Source organism: Caballeronia arationis (assembly GCF_001544975.2).
Lineage (GTDB): Bacteria > Pseudomonadota > Gammaproteobacteria > Burkholderiales > Burkholderiaceae > Caballeronia > Caballeronia arationis.
In genome coordinates, this window is record NZ_FCOG02000064.1 from 1 (window position 1) to 16,464 (window position 16,464).

At 63.2% G+C, this 16,464-nt stretch carries 14 protein-coding genes; all 14 read right to left on the minus strand.

Annotated features, from left to right (window positions below):
• Window positions 1-35: 35 nt before the first annotated feature.
• The 14 genes from AWB81_RS27650 to ubiE all read right to left on the minus strand — a co-directional run bounded on the left by AWB81_RS27650 (window position 36) and on the right by ubiE (window position 16,422).
• Entirely contained in the window at window positions 36-1,235 is a 1,200-nt protein-coding gene (locus AWB81_RS27650) for an acetyl-CoA C-acyltransferase (RefSeq protein WP_062639711.1), read from the minus strand.
• A 24-nt stretch (window positions 1,236-1,259) separates the two neighbouring features.
• The gene (locus tag AWB81_RS27655) at window positions 1,260-3,695 is read right to left on the minus strand and encodes a 3-hydroxyacyl-CoA dehydrogenase/enoyl-CoA hydratase family protein (protein ID WP_062639712.1); all 2,436 of its coding nucleotides are present in this window, start codon (window positions 3,693-3,695) and stop codon (window positions 1,260-1,262) included.
• Between the two features lie 104 nt (window positions 3,696-3,799).
• A complete protein-coding gene (locus tag AWB81_RS27660) occupies window positions 3,800-5,587 on the minus strand; it encodes an acyl-CoA dehydrogenase C-terminal domain-containing protein (RefSeq protein ID WP_062639713.1) in 1,788 nt (595 codons plus the stop codon).
• A gap of 68 nt (window positions 5,588-5,655) precedes the next feature.
• Entirely contained in the window at window positions 5,656-6,288 is a 633-nt protein-coding gene (locus tag AWB81_RS27665; protein WP_062639714.1) for a TetR/AcrR family transcriptional regulator, read from the minus strand.
• 215 nt (window positions 6,289-6,503) lie between these two features.
• Window positions 6,504-7,796, minus strand: coding sequence for a phospholipase D-like domain-containing protein (locus AWB81_RS27670; RefSeq protein WP_062639735.1), 1,293 nt, complete (start codon window positions 7,794-7,796; stop codon window positions 6,504-6,506).
• Window positions 7,796-8,275 (minus strand): dihydroneopterin triphosphate diphosphatase, encoded by a 480-nt coding sequence (gene nudB, locus AWB81_RS27675; protein WP_062639736.1) that lies wholly within the window; start codon window positions 8,273-8,275, stop codon window positions 7,796-7,798. Before nudB ends, AWB81_RS27670 begins: the two co-directional genes overlap by 1 nt.
• 100 nt (window positions 8,276-8,375) lie before the next feature.
• Window positions 8,376-10,178, minus strand: a complete 1,803-nt coding sequence (gene aspS, locus AWB81_RS27680) for an aspartate--tRNA ligase (protein WP_062639715.1) — start codon at window positions 10,176-10,178, stop codon at window positions 8,376-8,378.
• A gap of 77 nt (window positions 10,179-10,255) precedes the next feature.
• On the minus strand, window positions 10,256-10,915 hold the full coding sequence (locus AWB81_RS27685) for a DUF502 domain-containing protein (RefSeq protein ID WP_062639716.1): 660 nt from the start codon (window positions 10,913-10,915) through the stop codon (window positions 10,256-10,258).
• A 127-nt stretch (window positions 10,916-11,042) separates the two neighbouring features.
• Window positions 11,043-11,408, minus strand: a complete 366-nt coding sequence (locus AWB81_RS27690; RefSeq protein ID WP_062639717.1) for an FmdB family zinc ribbon protein — start codon at window positions 11,406-11,408, stop codon at window positions 11,043-11,045.
• 173 nt (window positions 11,409-11,581) lie between these two features.
• Window positions 11,582-12,193, minus strand: a complete 612-nt coding sequence (locus tag AWB81_RS27695; RefSeq protein ID WP_062639718.1) for a methyltransferase domain-containing protein — start codon at window positions 12,191-12,193, stop codon at window positions 11,582-11,584.
• A gap of 4 nt (window positions 12,194-12,197) precedes the next feature.
• Window positions 12,198-13,775 (minus strand): ubiquinone biosynthesis regulatory protein kinase UbiB, encoded by a 1,578-nt coding sequence (gene ubiB / locus AWB81_RS27700; protein ID WP_062639719.1) that lies wholly within the window; start codon window positions 13,773-13,775, stop codon window positions 12,198-12,200.
• A 27-nt stretch (window positions 13,776-13,802) separates the two neighbouring features.
• On the minus strand, window positions 13,803-14,504 hold the full coding sequence (locus AWB81_RS27705) for a ubiquinone biosynthesis accessory factor UbiJ (protein WP_062639720.1): 702 nt from the start codon (window positions 14,502-14,504) through the stop codon (window positions 13,803-13,805).
• A 153-nt stretch (window positions 14,505-14,657) separates the two neighbouring features.
• A complete protein-coding gene (locus tag AWB81_RS27710) occupies window positions 14,658-15,662 on the minus strand; it encodes a Tim44 domain-containing protein (RefSeq protein ID WP_062639721.1) in 1,005 nt (334 codons plus the stop codon).
• A gap of 28 nt (window positions 15,663-15,690) precedes the next feature.
• The gene (gene ubiE / locus AWB81_RS27715; protein WP_062639722.1) at window positions 15,691-16,422 is read right to left on the minus strand and encodes a bifunctional demethylmenaquinone methyltransferase/2-methoxy-6-polyprenyl-1,4-benzoquinol methylase UbiE; all 732 of its coding nucleotides are present in this window, start codon (window positions 16,420-16,422) and stop codon (window positions 15,691-15,693) included.
• Between the last annotated feature and the right edge of the window lie 42 nt (window positions 16,423-16,464).

A 16,464-nucleotide genomic window follows, 5' to 3' on the forward strand; every position in this document is an offset into this window, starting at 1 on the left:
TGCTCGCGAACCGCCAGGTCATATCGACGGCAAGACTACAAACGCTCGATGATGCCCGCCGCACCCATGCCGGTGCCGACGCACATCGTCACCATGCCGTACTTCAGGTTGCGGCGGCGCAGGCCGTGCACGACCGTCGCCGCGCGGATCGCGCCCGTCGCGCCGAGCGGGTGGCCGAGCGCAATCGCGCCGCCGAGCGGGTTGATCTTCGACGGATCGAGTCCGAGGTCCTGCGTCACGGCGAGTGCCTGGGCCGCGAACGCCTCGTTCAGCTCGATCCAGTCGATGTCGTCCTGCTTGAGGCCGGCGGCCTTCAGCGCGGCCGGAATCGCTTCCTTCGGGCCGACGCCCATGATCTCCGGCGGCACGCCGCGCACGGCAAAACTGACGAAGCGCGCGAGCGGTGTCAAGTTGAATGCCTTAAGGATCTTTTCCGATACGACGATCAGCGCGCCCGCGCCGTCGGATGTCTGCGAGCTGTTGCCTGCCGTCACCGAGCCCTTGTTCGCGAACACCGGACGCAGTTTCGCGAGGACTTCCATCGTCGTCTCGGCGCGTGGGCCTTCGTCGAGCCTGATTTCGCGCGCGTTCACGCGGATCTCGCCGGTCGCGAGGTCGGGAAAGCGCTCGTTCAGCGTGAAGGCGGCGATTTCATCGTTGAATTCGCCCGACCGCTGCGCTTCCAGCGCCTTGCGATGCGACTCGACCGCGAACGCGTCCTGCGCCTCGCGGCTGATCTTCCAGCGCTCGGCAACCTTCTCCGCGGTCAGGCCCATGCCGTAGGCGATGCCGACGTTCTCGTCGCGATCGAAGATATGCGGCGGCAGCGACGGCTTGTTGCCCATCATCGGCACCATGCTCATCGATTCGCAGCCGCCCGCGATCATCACGTCCGACTCGCCGACGCGAATCCGGTCCGCCGCCATCGCGAGCGCCGTCACGCCCGATGCGCAGAAGCGGTTCACCGTCACGCCGCCGACCGTATTCGGCAGGCCGGCAAGCAACGCGCCGATGCGCGCCACATTAAGGCCTTGCTCTGCTTCGGGAATCGCGCAGCCGATGATCGCGTCTTCGATCAGCGACGTGTCTAGTCCCGGCACCTGTGCCACGGCCGAACGGATCGCGTGGACGAGCAGTTCGTCCGGGCGCGTGTTCTTGAAGACGCCGCGCGGCGCACGGCCGATCGGCGTGCGGCTCGCGGCGACGATGTATGCGTCCTGCAGTTGTTTAGTCATGTCCGACTCCTATGTTCCGCGCGCTCAGTTGCGAACCGGCTTGCCGGTCTGCAACATGCCCATGATCCGTTCCTGCGTCTTTTGCGTGCCGAGCAAGTCGACGAACGCCTGACGTTCGAGCTTCAGCAGCCATTCCTCGTCGACGAGACTGCCCGCTTCGACGTCGCCGCCGCACACCGCTTCCGCGATACGGCTCGCGATCAGGAAGTCGTGCTCACTGATGAAGCGGCCGTCGCGCATGTTGACGAGCGACGCCTTGATCGTCGAGATTGCCGAGCGGCCCGCGACCGGGATCTGCTTCGCACGCAGCGGCGGGCGGTAGCCCGATGCGCTCAGTGCGCGCGCTTCCTTCTTCGCGATGTCGAGCAGCTCGTGGACGTTGAAGACGATCGTGTCCGATGGCTTCAGATAGCCCATCGCGCGCGCGTCGAGCGCGGAGGCCGAGACCGTCGCCATCGCTGCACTCTCGAACGACTTCTGCAGGAATTTCAGGAGATCGCTGGTTGCGTTGACGGCGCTTGCCGCTTCCGCTGCGCGCAACGCGGCTTCCTTCAGGCCCCCGCCCGACGGCACGAGACCGACGCCCACTTCCACGAGGCCGAGATAGCTCTCGATGTGAGCCACGCGCTTCGCCGAATGCAGCAAGAGTTCGCAGCCGCCGCCGAGCGCGATGCCCGACACCGCTGCCACGACCGGCACGCTCGCGTACTTCACGCGCAGCATGCCCTGCTGGAACTTCTTCACGAACGGCTCGATGCCCTTCGCGCCGCCCGTCATGAACGCGGGCATCGCTTCTTCGAGATTCGCGCCCGCCGAGAACGCGCCGCCCGGATTGCCGAGCTTGAGCGAGGTCGGCTGCCAGATCACCACGCCCTTGTAGTCTTTTTCGGCGAGTTCGATGGCTTGCGTGAGGCCGTCGATTACCGACGGTCCGATCGTGTTCATCTTGCTCTTGAACGACACGATCACGACATCGTCCTCGCCCGCGCGGTCATCGACCCACGCGCGCACGGCTTCGGTTTCGAAGAGCGTCTTGCCGTAGGTCTTCGGATCGGCGCCGGTCTCGCCCGCGAGCGGCGCGCGGAACACCTGACGCTGATAAACCGGCAGATCGGAGCGCGGCACGAACTTGCGCGATTGCGGCGACCACGAGCCTTCCGGCGTGTGCACGCCGCCCTTCTCCGCGACCGGACCGTCGAACACCCACGACGGCAGCGGCGCGCTGGACAGCGCCTTGCCCGCTTCGATGTCTTCCTGCACCCACTTCGCGATCTGTTGCCAGCCGGCCGACTGCCAGCCTTCGAACGGACCTTCGTTCCAGCCGAAGCCCCAGCGGATCGCGAGATCGACGTCGCGCGCGTTATCGGCGATCGATTCCAGATGCACGCCGATGTAATGGAACACATCGCGGAAGATCGCCCACAGGAACTGCGCCTGCGGGTGCTCCGATTCGCGCAGCAGCTTCAGGCGCTCGGCAGGCGGACGCTTCAGGATGCGGCCGATGAGTTCGTCGGCCTTCGCGCCGCCATCGACGTATCCGCCCGACTTGGGATCGAGGACCTTGATGGCCTTGCCTTCTTTCTTGTAGAAGCCCGCGCCGGTCTTTTGTCCGAGCGCGCCCTGCTTGATTAGTGCGGCGAGCACGGCGGGCGTTTCGTAGACCGGGAAGAACAGATCGTCCGCGAGGTTGTCCTGCATTGTCTTGATGACGTGCGCCATCGTGTCGAGGCCGACCACGTCCGCCGTGCGGAACGTCGCCGACTTCGCGCGGCCGAGGCGCGCGCCCGTGAGATCGTCGACTTCATCGAAACGCAGGCCGAACTTCTGCGCTTCCGCGATCACCGCGAGAATCGAGAAGATGCCGACGCGGTTCGCGATGAAGTTCGGCGTGTCCTTCGCGCGCACGACGCCCTTGCCGACGACGCTCGTCAGGAACGTTTCCAGCTGATCGAGAATCTCGGGCCGCGTCGACGCGGTCGGGATCAGTTCGACCAGATGCATGTAGCGCGGCGGATTGAAGAAGTGCACGCCGCAGAAGCGCGCCTTTAGCTCGTCCGAAAAGCCGTTCGACAGTTCGTTGATCGACAGGCCCGACGTGTTGGTCGCGAAGATCGCGCGCTCGCCGATATACGGCGAGACCTTCTTGTACAGGTCGTGCTTCCAGTCCATGCGCTCGGCGATCGCTTCGATCACGAGGTCGCATTCCTTCAGCTTCTCGATGTCGTCGTCGTAGTTCGCGGGCTCGATGTACTGTGCGTCGTCCTTCACGCCGAACGGCGCGGGCGAGAGCTTCTTCAGGTTCTCGATTGCCTTGAGCGCGATGCCGCTCTTCGGGCCTTCCTTGGCGGGCAGGTCGAACAGCAGGACCGGCACCCGCGCGTTGACCAGCTGCGCGGCGATCTGCGCGCCCATCACGCCAGCGCCGAGCACGGCCACCTTGGCGATATTCAGATTGCTCACGTTTTATCTCCGGGGAGTATTCAATTCGATGCGCTTCGTCCGAAGCGGCTTGAGAGGCGGGCGCGCCGCTTCGCTTCAAGAAGCGGCGCGCTCGCGAGAGGCGTTTAGAACAACGCCTCGTCGTAGTCCATCAGCGTCTTCGAGCCGGCGCGCGCGGCGCGGATCGTCGAGGCCGTTTCGGGCAGGAGCTTCGCGAAGTAGAAGCGCGCGGTCGCGAGCTTCGCCTTGTAGAACGGGTCGCCTTCGGCTTGCCTGTCGAGCGCGACTCGCGCCATGCGCGCCCAGAAATACGAGTACACCAGATGCCCGACCGTGCGCAGATACGGCACGGCAGCAGCGCCGACTTCGTCGGGGTTCTGCATCGCCTTCATGCCGATTTCCATCGTCAGCTTCTGGACCTTGTCGCCGATGTCCGCGAGCGGATTGACGAACTCCTGCATCTCCGGCTTGACGCCTTCCTGTTCGACGAACGCCGTCACGAGCTGGCCCAACTTCTTCAGCTTCGCGCCCATGTCGCCGAGAATCTTGCGACCGAGCAGGTCGAGCGCCTGAATCGAGTTCGTGCCTTCGTAGATCATGTTGATGCGCGCGTCGCGCACGTACTGCTCCATGCCCCATTCGGAAATGAAGCCGTGGCCGCCGTAGATCTGCATGCCCATGTTCGTGCCTTCGAACGCGTTGTCCGTCAGGAACGCTTTGATGACCGGCGTCAAGAGCGCGACGAAATCGGCGGAATCGCTGCGCACGGATTCGTCCGCGTGCGACAGTTCCTTGTCGATGTTGAGTGCAGCCCAGTAGGTGAAGGCGCGGCCGGCTTCCGCGTACGCCTTTTGCGTCAGCAGCATGCGGCGCACGTCCGGATGCACGATGATCGGATCGGCGGCTTTTTCCGGCGCCTTCGGGCCGGTGAGCGAGCGCATCTGCAGGCGCTCCTTCGCGTACACGAGCGAGTTCTGGTAGGCGATCTCGGTCAGCCCGAGCCCCTGCATGCCGACGCCCAGGCGCGCCGCGTTCATCATCACGAACATGGCATTGAGCCCCTTGTTCGCTTCGCCGACGAGCCAGCCCTTCGCATTGTCGAGATTGATGACGCAGGTCGAATTGCCGTGGATGCCCATCTTGTGTTCGATCGAGCCGCACTTCACGCCGTTGCGCTCGCCGGGGGCGCCCGCATCGGTCGGGACGAACTTCGGCACGATGAAGAGCGAAATGCCTTTCGTGCCCACCGGCGCGCCAGGCAGGCGTGCGAGCACGAGGTGAACGATGTTCTCGGCGAGGTCGTGTTCGCCGCTGGAGATGAAGATCTTGGTGCCGCTGATCGAGTACGAGCCGTCGCTGTTGGGTTCCGCCTTCGTGCGCAGCATGCCGAGGTCGGTTCCGCAATGCGGTTCGGTTAGGCACATGGTGCCGGTCCAGACGCCGGAGACGAGTTTCGGCAGATAGACAGTTTTTTGCTCGGGCGTGCCGTGCGCGTGCAGGCATTCGTAGGCGCCGTGCGAGAGGCCGGGATACATCGTCCACGCCTGGTTCGCGGAATTCAGCATCTCGTACATCGCGTTGTTCACGAACGCGGGCAGGCCCTGGCCGCCGAATTCGGGATCGCAACCGAGCGCGGGCCAGCCGGCCTCGACGTACTGTCGATACGCCTCCTTGAAGCCCGAGGGCGTGCGCACGACGCCATCGCCTTCGTACGTGCAGCCTTCGCGGTCGCCGCTCTGGTTCAGCGGAAAGATGACTTCGGAGCAGAACTTGCCGGCTTCCTCCAACACCTGATTGATGGTGTCGGCGTCGAGGTCGGCATGCTTCGGCATGTTCTTCAGTTCGGCTTCGACATTAAGCACTTCGTGCAATACGAATTGCATATCGCGCAGCGGTGCGGCGTACTGTCCCATGAGGTTCTCCAGATATTCAATCTTGGTGCCGCGCGCCGCCGCCGAATTTTTCGCTTCGATCGACTTCGCTAACGGCTGTTTTCGCTGTTGCTGTGACTTTTGCTTTCGCTGTTGCTCTGATACGAAACAATCGTTTTTTCCAGCGCGTCCCGCGTCAGTTGCACGGCGTCCGGGAGGTGCAGGAAGCGCGCGTCGTGATGCAGTCCGAGCGTGAAGCTATACAGTTCGAAGAGCATCAGCGCCGGATCCGTCTCCGCCTTCAGGTGCCCTTCGTCTTTCGCCTGCTGAATCGCACGCAAGAGCGCCTCGCGCCACATCGTCACGCTATGCACGAGTTGCTCGCGCACTGCGCTCGCCGCGCGGTCGTCGTACTCGACCGCGCCGCTGATATATATGCAGCCCGTGGTCACTTCCTGGATACGTCGCTCCATCCAGCGGTTCATCATCGATCGAAGACGCGGCAAGCCGCGCCCTTCGCGCAGGCTCGGGAAAAACACTTCGTCCTCGAAACGGCGGTGGTATTCGCGCACGACTTCCACCTGCAGATCCTCGCGCGAGCCGAAATGCGCGAACACCCCGCTCTTGCTCATCTGCATTCGCTCGGCGAGTAGACCGATGGTCAGCCCTTCAAGCCCGTCGCGGCTGGCCAGGTCCAGTGCTGCATCGAGAATCGCGACTCGTGTCTGTTCGCCTTTTCGCATGATGTCTCTACCGTTCTTATGTGACCGATTAAAAATCGAACGGCCGTACTATTATTGTAGTCGGCCGTTCGTGAAACAAGCTATTTATTAGAAACCCATGTCTAACCGCCGAGTGATGGTCAATAGGAATCAGCGTAAATCCTGTCCGCGCTCATTGTCCCTTTTTAATCAGTGCCTGCCTGCTAGTGCCTGCCCGAGTTCCCAATTTGTGGGAATCAGTCGTATTGGCCGATTGTGAGCAGCTTCATCATCGTTCGATAGGTGTTATAGGCGAGCCAGCTCAAAATGCGTTCACCGATTGGCCGCGCGGCATAGCGTTTTTCGTCGATGCAGCGGCCTTCTTCGAAAGCCGTCAGGATCTTGTCGCGTAGCGCGCCGATTTCCTGATGATGGACGAGCACCATGTTCGCCTCGTTATTGAGCACGAGACTGAGCGCATCGAGATTCGACGATCCGACCGTTCCCCAGGCGGAATCGACGACTGCGACCTTGCCGTGAAGCATCGTTTTTTCGTACTCAGCAATCCGCACGCCGTGCTTGAGGAGGTTGTCGTAGAGGAAGGGGGTTGCGTAGTCGAGCGCGACAAATTCCTTGCGGCCGATCACCAGATTCACGCGCACGCCGCGCTGGGACGCATGCACGAGCGCGCGCCGCAGCTTTCGGCCCGGCATGAAGTAGGGATTCGCGAGCAGCACTTCGCGCTCGGCACGCGCGATCGCGCGCAGGTAGGCCTTTTCGATCGCGCGCCGGTTCAGCAGGTTGTCGCGCGCGACGAACGCGACGCAAGGCTGGTCGACCGCGTGAATCTCGCCGAGGCGCGCACGGCGCTTCGCGCGCGCGGCCCGCCACGCCGCGCCGCGCGCAACGGTCGGCTCACCGCTCTCGCCGGGTTGCGGATCGCAGCCTGGCTGACGTGGCTGGCTAGGCTTGATGCCGAGCCGGATACGCTGCCATTGCAAATCGAAGGCTTCGCCCACGTCCGCGACGACCGGGCCCTTCGTTTCCAGCGCAAAGTCCCAGCGCGGCGATTCGAGGCGCACGCCGTCCTGATCGAAATCGTCGACGATGTTGATGCCGCCGCAAAACGCATACGTCTCGTCAATGACGGCGAGCTTTCGATGCGTCCGCGAAAAGCCGAGCGGCCCGAACAGATGCGGGTTGTAGATGCGATGCTCGACGTTCGCCTCTTCCCACGCCGTGAACATCGGCAGGTTCTTCGCAGTGCCGATGCCATCCGTGATCACACGCACGCGCACGCCACGCGTGGCCGCACGGATCAGCGCTTCGGAGACCGCGCGACCGGTGTCGTCGTTGGCGAAGATGTAGGTTTCGAGCGCGACGTCGCGCCGGGCGCTGTCGATGCGTTCAAGCAGCGCCGGGAAAAATTCGACGCCGCACTTGAAAAGCCGCACCTCGTTGCCGACCGTAAAGCAGAACCGCGGCGGCCGACGCCCGGAAAAGAGAGCCGCCCGCAGGCGCGTGAACCGGCGCCGTGGGCCGAATCCCATCATCGGTTGTGCTCCGCGCGGCGCTCGGGCAACTGCAGGATCGCCTCGCGATTCGACCACGAGAAGCAACGATTGGCAGCCTCGCGAAACGGCAACCAAAGGTGAGACGTGTGCTCGCGCGGCGCGAGCGTGACTTCGAGGCAATGCGGAACGAGCAGGCTGAACTGATGCTCGGTGTTGCGCGTCACGCCCTCCGCATAGCGATGCCGCCACTGCGGATAGATGTCGTACTGGATTTCGTGATGCCAGTCGAGCAGACACCGCTCGGGCACGAGTTCGCTGCCGATCACGATACCGGTTTCTTCGGCCACTTCGCGCGCGGCAGTTTCGGAGAACGGCTCGTCGATGCGGTCCTTCGAGCCCGTCACCGATTGCCAGAAGCCCTTGTGATCGGCGCGTTCGATGATGAGGACGTCGAGTTCCGGCGTATGGATCACGACCAGAACGGATTCGGGGATTTTCGGCGGCTTGTTGAGCATGTTGACGGCGCGCGCATAGTGTTGCGATACGGCCAACGACTGTAACTCAAAAAATGAAAAAGGCGCACTCGGCGCCTTTTTCTTCGGTATTACTCCAGCTTCACTGGACTTTCGGCTCCGGCTGACGCAAGCGGATATGCAACTCGCGCAACTGACGCTCGTCGACTTCGCTCGGCGCCTGCGTGAGCAGACACTGCGCGCGCTGCGTCTTCGGGAACGCGATCACATCGCGAATCGAATCGGCGCCGGCCATCATCGTGACGATGCGGTCGAGACCGAACGCGATCCCGCCATGCGGCGGCGCGCCGTACTGCAGCGCGTCGAGCAGGAAGCCGAACTTCGCGCGCGCTTCCTCGGCGTTGATCTTCAGCGCGCGGAACACCTTGCTCTGCACCTCTTCCTGATAGATACGCACCGAACCGCCGCCGATTTCCCAGCCGTTCAGCACCATGTCGTATGCCTTCGCGAGGCAACGGCCCGGATCGGTTTCAAGATATTCGAGATGCTCGTCCTTCGGGCTCGTGAACGGATGGTGCGCGGCCACGTAGCGATTTTCTTCCTCGACGTACTCGAACATCGGGAAGTCGGTGACCCACAGCGGCTTCCAGCCCGATTCCAGCAGGCCGTTCGCCTTGCCGAATTCCGAATGGCCGATCTTCAGGCGCAAAGCGCCCAGGCTGTCGTTCACGACCTTCGCGCGGTCGGCGGCGAAGAACACGATGTCGCCGTTCTGCGCGCCCGTGCGCTCCATGATCGCGGCGATCGCGGCGTCGTGCAGGTTCTTCACGATCGGGCTTTGCAGGCCGTCACGGCCCTTCGTCACGTCATTGATCTTGATCCACGCGAGGCCCTTCGCGCCGTAGATGCGCACGAATTCCGTGTAGCCGTCGATGTCGCCGCGCGACAGCTCGCCGCCCTTCGGCACGCGCAGCGCCGCGACACGGCCATCCTTCGAGTTCGCCGGCGTGCTGAACACCTTGAAGTCGACGTCGCGCACCGCGTCGGTCAGGTCGGCGAATTCGAGCTTCACGCGCAGGTCCGGCTTGTCCGAGCCGAAGCGGCGCATCGCTTCCGAATACAGCATCACCGGGAATTTCTCGGCGAGCGACACGTTCATCGTTTCCTTGAAAACGTGACGGATCATCGCTTCGAACAGATCGCGGATTTCCTGCTCGTTCAGGAACGAAGTTTCGCAGTCGATCTGCGTGAATTCCGGTTGACGGTCGGCGCGCAGGTCTTCGTCGCGGAAGCACTTCACGATCTGGTAGTAACGATCGAAGTTCGCGACCATCAGCAATTGCTTGAACAACTGCGGCGACTGCGGCAGCGCGAAGAACTGGCCGGCGTTCACACGCGACGGCACCAGATAGTCGCGCGCGCCTTCCGGCGTGCTCTTGGTAAGCATCGGCGTTTCGATGTCGATGAAACCTTGCGCGTCGAGATACTTGCGCACTTCCATCGCGACGCGATAGCGCAGACGCAGGTTCTGCTGCATCTGCGGACGGCGCAGGTCGAGCACGCGGTGCGTGAGGCGCGTGGTTTCCGAGAGGTTGTCGTCGTCGAGCTGGAACGGCGGCGTCACCGATGCGTTCAGCACGATCAGTTCGTGGCCCAGCACTTCGATCTTGCCGCTCGTGAGTCCAGCGTTCGCCGTGCCTTCCGGACGGCTGCGCACGACGCCCTTTACTTGCACGCAGAATTCGTTGCGGACGCCCTCGGCGACCGTGAACATGTCGGCGCGATCCGGATCGCAGACGACCTGGACGAGGCCTTCGCGATCGCGCAGGTCGATGAAGATAACGCCGCCGTGATCGCGGCGGCGGTGCACCCAGCCGCACAGCGAGACGGTTTGGCCCAGGAGGGCTTCGGTCACCAGACCGCAGTATTCAGATCGCATCGACATGATGTTGTGTCTTTCGTTGTTTCATTAATCAACGGCGCGCGCGCGAAAGTTATGGCGTTTCGCGGCGCGTGCCGGCATTACAGCGGCGGCTCGGTGGGGCGGCGCGCGGGGGCCATCGGCGCGCTCGGCGCCGAGGGCGCGACCACACCCATCGAGACGATGTACTTCAGAGCGGCATCGACGGACATGTCGAGCTCGATCACTTCGCTTTTCGGCACCATCAGGAAGAAGCCGGAGGTGGGATTCGGCGTCGTCGGCACGTAGACGCTCACGTGATCTTCTTTCAGATGATTGACGACGTCACCGCCCGGAATGCCCGTCAGGAAGCCGATGGTGTAGGAACCCTTGCGCGGATATTCGATCAGGAGCGCTTTGCGGAACGCGTTGCCGCTGCTGGAGAGCAGCGTGTCCGACACCTGCTTGACGCTGGTATACAGCGGGCCGACCACCGGGATATGGCGCACGACCACGTCCCACCATCCCACAAGCTTCTGCCCGATGAAATTCTGCGTCAGCAGACCAACGATGAAAATGAACGCGAGCGTCAGCACTGCGCCCAGGCCCGGCAAATGAAAGCCGAAGAGCCGCTCCGGCTGCCACGAGAGCGGCAGCAGCAGAAGCGTCTGGTCCATGGTCCCGATCACGAGCCCCAGCACCCACAGGGTGATGGCGAGCGGCACCAGCACAAGCAGGCCGGTGAGGAACACGGATTTCAACGTAGTCTTTTTAGTCGTCATTTACACAGCCGGAAGGCCGCCCCGCGATGAGGCACGGTTTGGCAGGGTTGCCGCCCCGTTGGATGCTTAAGCGGTGGGCGGTCGTCTTCTTGCGTAAGTGTGGACAGATCGGCGACGGCGCTGCACCTTACGCGGCGCCGGACGATGCGGACGCGCCCGCCGAAGCGGCAGCGGTGCCCGACGAGGACGAGTCCGTCGAAGCGCTCGCGGCAGCCGGTTTCGAACCGGAATCAGCGGCGACGCTTTCGGACTTTGCGGCATCGGCGCCGGAATTCTCCGTCGCCGTCGTGGTGGATTTGCCGCCGTTATTGCCGCCGCGGAAATCCGTGACATACCAGCCGGAGCCCTTCAACTGAAAGCCGGCGGCAGTCACCTGCTTGGCAAAGGTGTCTTTCCCGCATTCGGGACATTGGGTGAGCGGCGCGTCGCTCAGCTTCCGGAGAATGTCTTTTCCGAAGCCGCAGGACTCGCAGCGGTACGCGTAGATCGGCATGGCACTGTTCCTACATTAATCTGTCGGCGCTTGCAAAGCCTTGAATTATAGCCGCAAACCATTTTCGACCCGCGATTTTCGGGGCGCCGGGGCATGCGGGCGGAGTGTTAAATGCGGTCCAATCGACCGCAATTCAAGCTGGAAACGGGGATAAAACAGTCAACCGGCAAAGCTCAGGCGCGCCGGCGCCACGTGAGCCAGCGCTCGCGTCCGGCGAACACGGCGATCGAGTCCTTCACCTCGTGTTCCTCGACGAGTTCGAAGTGCGGGTTCAGAAAGGCGTCGAGCGCGTCGCGTTCGATGCCGAACGGCGGGCCTTTCGGCGTCGCGCCAAGAAAGAAGAAGCCCGCGAGGAGTGTGCCGGGACGCAGCAGATCGGCCATGCGCGTCGCGTAGTCGGGCCAGCGGTCCGGCGGCAGCGCGCAATAGAATGCTCGCTCGTAGACCCAGTCGACGGGGAACGGCGGCTCGTACGAGAAAAAATCCGCTTGTTCGACGACATCCACGTGGCGCCCGAGCTGGGCCCGCGCCGCCGCGACCGCGCTCGGGGAGAAATCGATCGCCCGGACTGGCCAGCCCGCCGCCGCGAGCAGCGACGCCTCGTACGCGCTGCCGCAGCCGGGAATCAGAACGTTGCACGGTGCGCGCCCGGTGACGAACGCCCGGAACGCATGAGGCACGCCGGCCTGATCCCACGGCGTGTAGTGCTGGTCGAAACGTTCGTCCCAGAACTCGGGCGAATTGGGATCGCGCGACTCGAACGAAGGTGCAGCAGGATCGCTCATGTGGTCAGCCCCCGTAAGCGTAGCTCAGCCAGACTTGCGTGATGACTGCGCCCGCGCCCACCGCCAGCCCGAAGATCAACAGCGCCTGCAGCAGCCGGTTCGTCCGCTTCTGCTCGACGAGAATCGTGCGCATCAGTTCGTCGTTGCCCGCGCCCGGCAATTCGTGGCGTTCCGCTAGCAAATGATGGATCAACCGCGGCAGTTGCGGCAGCGTCTTGCTCCACTGCGGCGCTTCCATCTGCAGTCGCTCATACCAGCCGCGCCAGCCGATCTGCTCGTTCATCCAGCGTTCGAGATACGGTTTCGCGGTTTTCCACAGGTCGAGTTCGGGGTCGAGCGAGCGACCGAGCCCTTCCACATTGAGCATCGTCTTTTGCAGCAGCACGAGCTGCGGCTGGATCTCGACGTTGAAGCGGCGCGACGTCGAAAAGAGGCGCAACAGCACCTGACCAAGCGAAATGTCTTTCAGCGCGCGGTCGAAATACGGCTCGCAGACCGCGCGAATCGCGCTTTCCAGTTCCTCGACGCGCGTATTGGACGGCACCCAGCCCGATTCCAGGTGCAGCGTCGCGACCCGGTGATAGTCGCGCTTGAAGAACGCGAGAAAGTTCTGCGCCAGATAATTCTTGTCGAAGTCAGAAAGCGCGCCGACGATCCCGAAATCGAGCGCGATATAGCGCCCGAAATGCGCCGGATCGAGGCTCACCTGAATGTTGCCGGGGTGCATGTCCGCGTGGAAAAAACCGTCGCGAAACACTTGCGTGAAGAAAATCTCGACGCCTTCGCGCGCGAGCTTCGGAATGTCGACGCCCGCCGCACGCAGTGTCTCCACCTGGCTGATCGGCACGCCGATCATCCGCTCCATCACGAGCACGCTGGGCGCGGAAAAGTCCCAGTACATTTCCGGCACGAGCAGCAGATCGAGGCCTGCGAAATTGCGGCGCAGCTGGCTGCCGTTCGCGGCCTCGCGCATCAGGTCGAGTTCGTCGTGCAGGTATTTGTCGAATTCAGCGACCACCTCGCGCGGCTTCAGGCGCCGTCCGTCGGCCCAGAGACGCTCCGCCCAGATCGCGATGTCGCGTAGCAACGCGAGGTCGGAATCGATCACCGGGAGCATGCCCGGGCGCAGCACCTTCACCGCGACGTCCTTGCCCGCATGCACGCCGGTGCGAATTTTCGCGAAGTGAACCTGCGCAATCGATGCGCTGGCGATCGGCACGCGCTCGAAATCGTTGAAAAGCACGTCGATCGGATTGCCGAGCGATTTCTCGATGATCGAGATCGCCACCGCCGAATCGAACGGGGGCACCTGATCCTGAAGCTTCGCGAGTTCGTCGGCAATATCGACCGGCAGGAGATCGCGGCGCGTTGAAAGCACCTGGCCGAACTTCACGAAAATCGGCCCGAGGCTTTCCAGCGCGAGCCGGAGGCGAATGCCGCGCGCCACATCGAACTTGCGTCCGAACGTGGTGATGCGCATGAGAAAGCGCACGCGGCGATCGTCGATGCCGCTCATCACCAGTTCGTCCAGACCGAAGCGAACAATCGTGAAGAAAATCTTGAGGAAACGCAGAAAACGCATGGTCAGCCCGTTAGCCCTTATTGCCCTTTAGTTGCGCGTGCCGCGCGGAAGTGCGGCGGCGCCGGACGCGGAGGCGCCACGGGCTTCGGCGGCCGGCTGCATGCGCTCGAGCCGCTCGACGCGCTTTTCGACGCGCGCCAGCGCATCGCGGGCCCGCGACAGTTCGGCGTTGAACGTGTCGAGCGCGCTGCGGCGCACGAGTTGCGGCTTTTCGTCGAGCAGATATTCGGCGACCGAATCAAGCACGTTGCGCCCGGTGCGAAGCGCCTGCTCGTGAACCGTTCGCACGACCGCGCCGATGCGGTACGCGGGCGCATCGCCGATCACGCGCGCGAGGTCCTCTTCCGGCTCCCAGCGCAGATGCTCCGCGAGCTTCGCGATAGTAGTGGCGAATTCCGCATCGCCTTCGATCCTGACGTGCTTCATCACTGCCGCCTGACCGCCTTGCAGAAAGGCCGGCAGCGCGTCAGGGGGAACCGAGATGGTGACGTCGAACAGCGGCGCCTGCGTTTCGTCGATACCGGCGATGAACCCGTCCGCCTGCACGACGAGCGACAGCGCGAATGGCGGGCAGGCGAGCCGGGCGGTCTTGCCGGCGTAGGGCTTGAAGCGCTCGCGAGCCCACGACTCACGAGCGAGCAGATGATTGACAGCGGCCGCGAACGCTTTCGACGCGGTCTTGACGGCGGGACTTGCGGAAAAACGGGCGGATTCGTCTGCGTTCGTCATCGGCTATGAGATGAAAAAACCCGCGCAAGCGGTAGCTCGCGCGGGTTCCTATTCTACCTTCGCAACCGGCGTTGCCGCCGGCCGCGCTTCGGAGCGTCGGCCAATAGGCCGAGGCGGCAAATCGCTCGTCAGCTGTTTTCGTCAGCTCATTCGTCAATTGACCTGCTGGATGCCGGCCAGCAGCCAGCCTTCGTTGCCCGCCTTCTGCTTCGACAGGTTCCAGATCTCGACGAACGGCTCCGCCGACGCGCCTTCCGACTCGCGGATCAGCCCGTGGAAACGCACGCTCGCCAGATACTCCGAGCCGCGATCCTCGACACCGAGCAGGTCGCCGTTCAACTGCACGACGTCCGTGCGATTCGGCTGGCCGTTGCGCGCGTCGATGTCGAGCTTCACCTCGGCGAACATCTCGGGCGTCGTGAATTCGCGGATGTCGTTCACGTTGCCGCGGTCCCAAGCGTCCTGCAGGCGCACGAAGTAAACCTTCGCGTTGCGCATGAAGGCTTCAGTGTCGAAGCCCGCCGGCACGGTGACTGCCGGCGCGACGTCCGTCGTGCTCGCCGCGCTTTGCGGGATATAGCCACCCGACGACGGCGCACTGTAGCTCGGCTCCTGGTTCAGAGCCGTGCGCGCGGAGCCGCCGAACGGCGAGGAACCCGCGCCTGCGCCCGCATTGGCGTAGGCAGGCGTGTTGCCCGCGGCACGCTTGCGCATGATGAAGCGGAACAGCATCACGGCGGCGATCACGATCAGCGCGATGATGATCATATTGGCCATCGCGCCGGCGAACGCCTCGCCAAGCCCGAAGTGCGACAGCAACGCGGCGATGCCGAGACCCGCGGCCAGACCGGCGATCGGACCGAGCCAGCGATTGCGTGCCGGCTGGGCGGCGGGCGTGGCCGGTGCGGCCGCGGGCGCGCGCTGTGCCTGTGCGGCCTGACCCTGCTGCATCGACTGGGAAGGCGGCGTCGCCTGATTCTGCTGCGTTGCGGTGGCAGACTGACGGCCCATGCTGCGGCCGCCGCCCATACGTTTGGCCTCGGCATCGTCGGTCATGATGGCGCCGGCCATGATTACGCCAGCCAGCGCCAGAAGCCCGGCTTTCCTGAAAAGCGTCTTCAGGAAACCCCGAGACTGGGGTGTGCGCGAATCGGACATTTCGAATCCTTTAAGAAAGAGTGGAACACTAGAATTTGGTCCCGACGTGTAACGCTACCACGCCACCTGACAAATTGTAATATTCGACTCGATCCAGGCCTGCTTGTTCCATCATCGACTTCAAAGTTTCCTGGTCGGGGTGCATGCGGATAGATTCGGCCAAATATCGGTAACTATCGGCATCTTTCGCAAACTTGTCGCCAAGCCAGGGCAAAACCTTGAAACTATAGACATCGTAAGCTTTTTTCAGCGGGTCCCACACCTTGGAAAACTCCAATACGAGTAAACGCCCGCCCGGCTTCAAAACCCGCCGCATCTCCGCCAGCGCACCATCTTTGTGCGTCATATTACGAAGACCAAACGCCACTGTAACCAAATCGAAATAATTGTTCGGGAACGGAATCTTCTCGGCGTCGCACAGAAGCGCGGGCGTGATGACGCCCTTGTTCAGCAGCCGGTCGCGCCCAACGCACAGCATCGATTCGTTGATGTCCGTGTGCCATACCTCGCCCGACGGGCCCGCCTGCCTGGCGAACGCCATCGCCAGATCGCCCGTTCCGCCTGCGATGTCGAGCACCTTGTAGCCCGGCCGCACTTTCGCCTGGCCGATGGTGAAGAACTTCCACACGCGATGCAGCCCGCCCGACATCAGGTCGTTCATCAGGTCGTAGTTGCTCGCGACGGAGTGGAAGACCCCCGCCACCTTTTTTGCTTTTTCCTGTTCGTCGACCGTTTCGAAACCGAAGTGGGTCTTACTCATCGCGCTCGTCCTCGCCTGTTATTCGTTGTACGCCCACGCCCC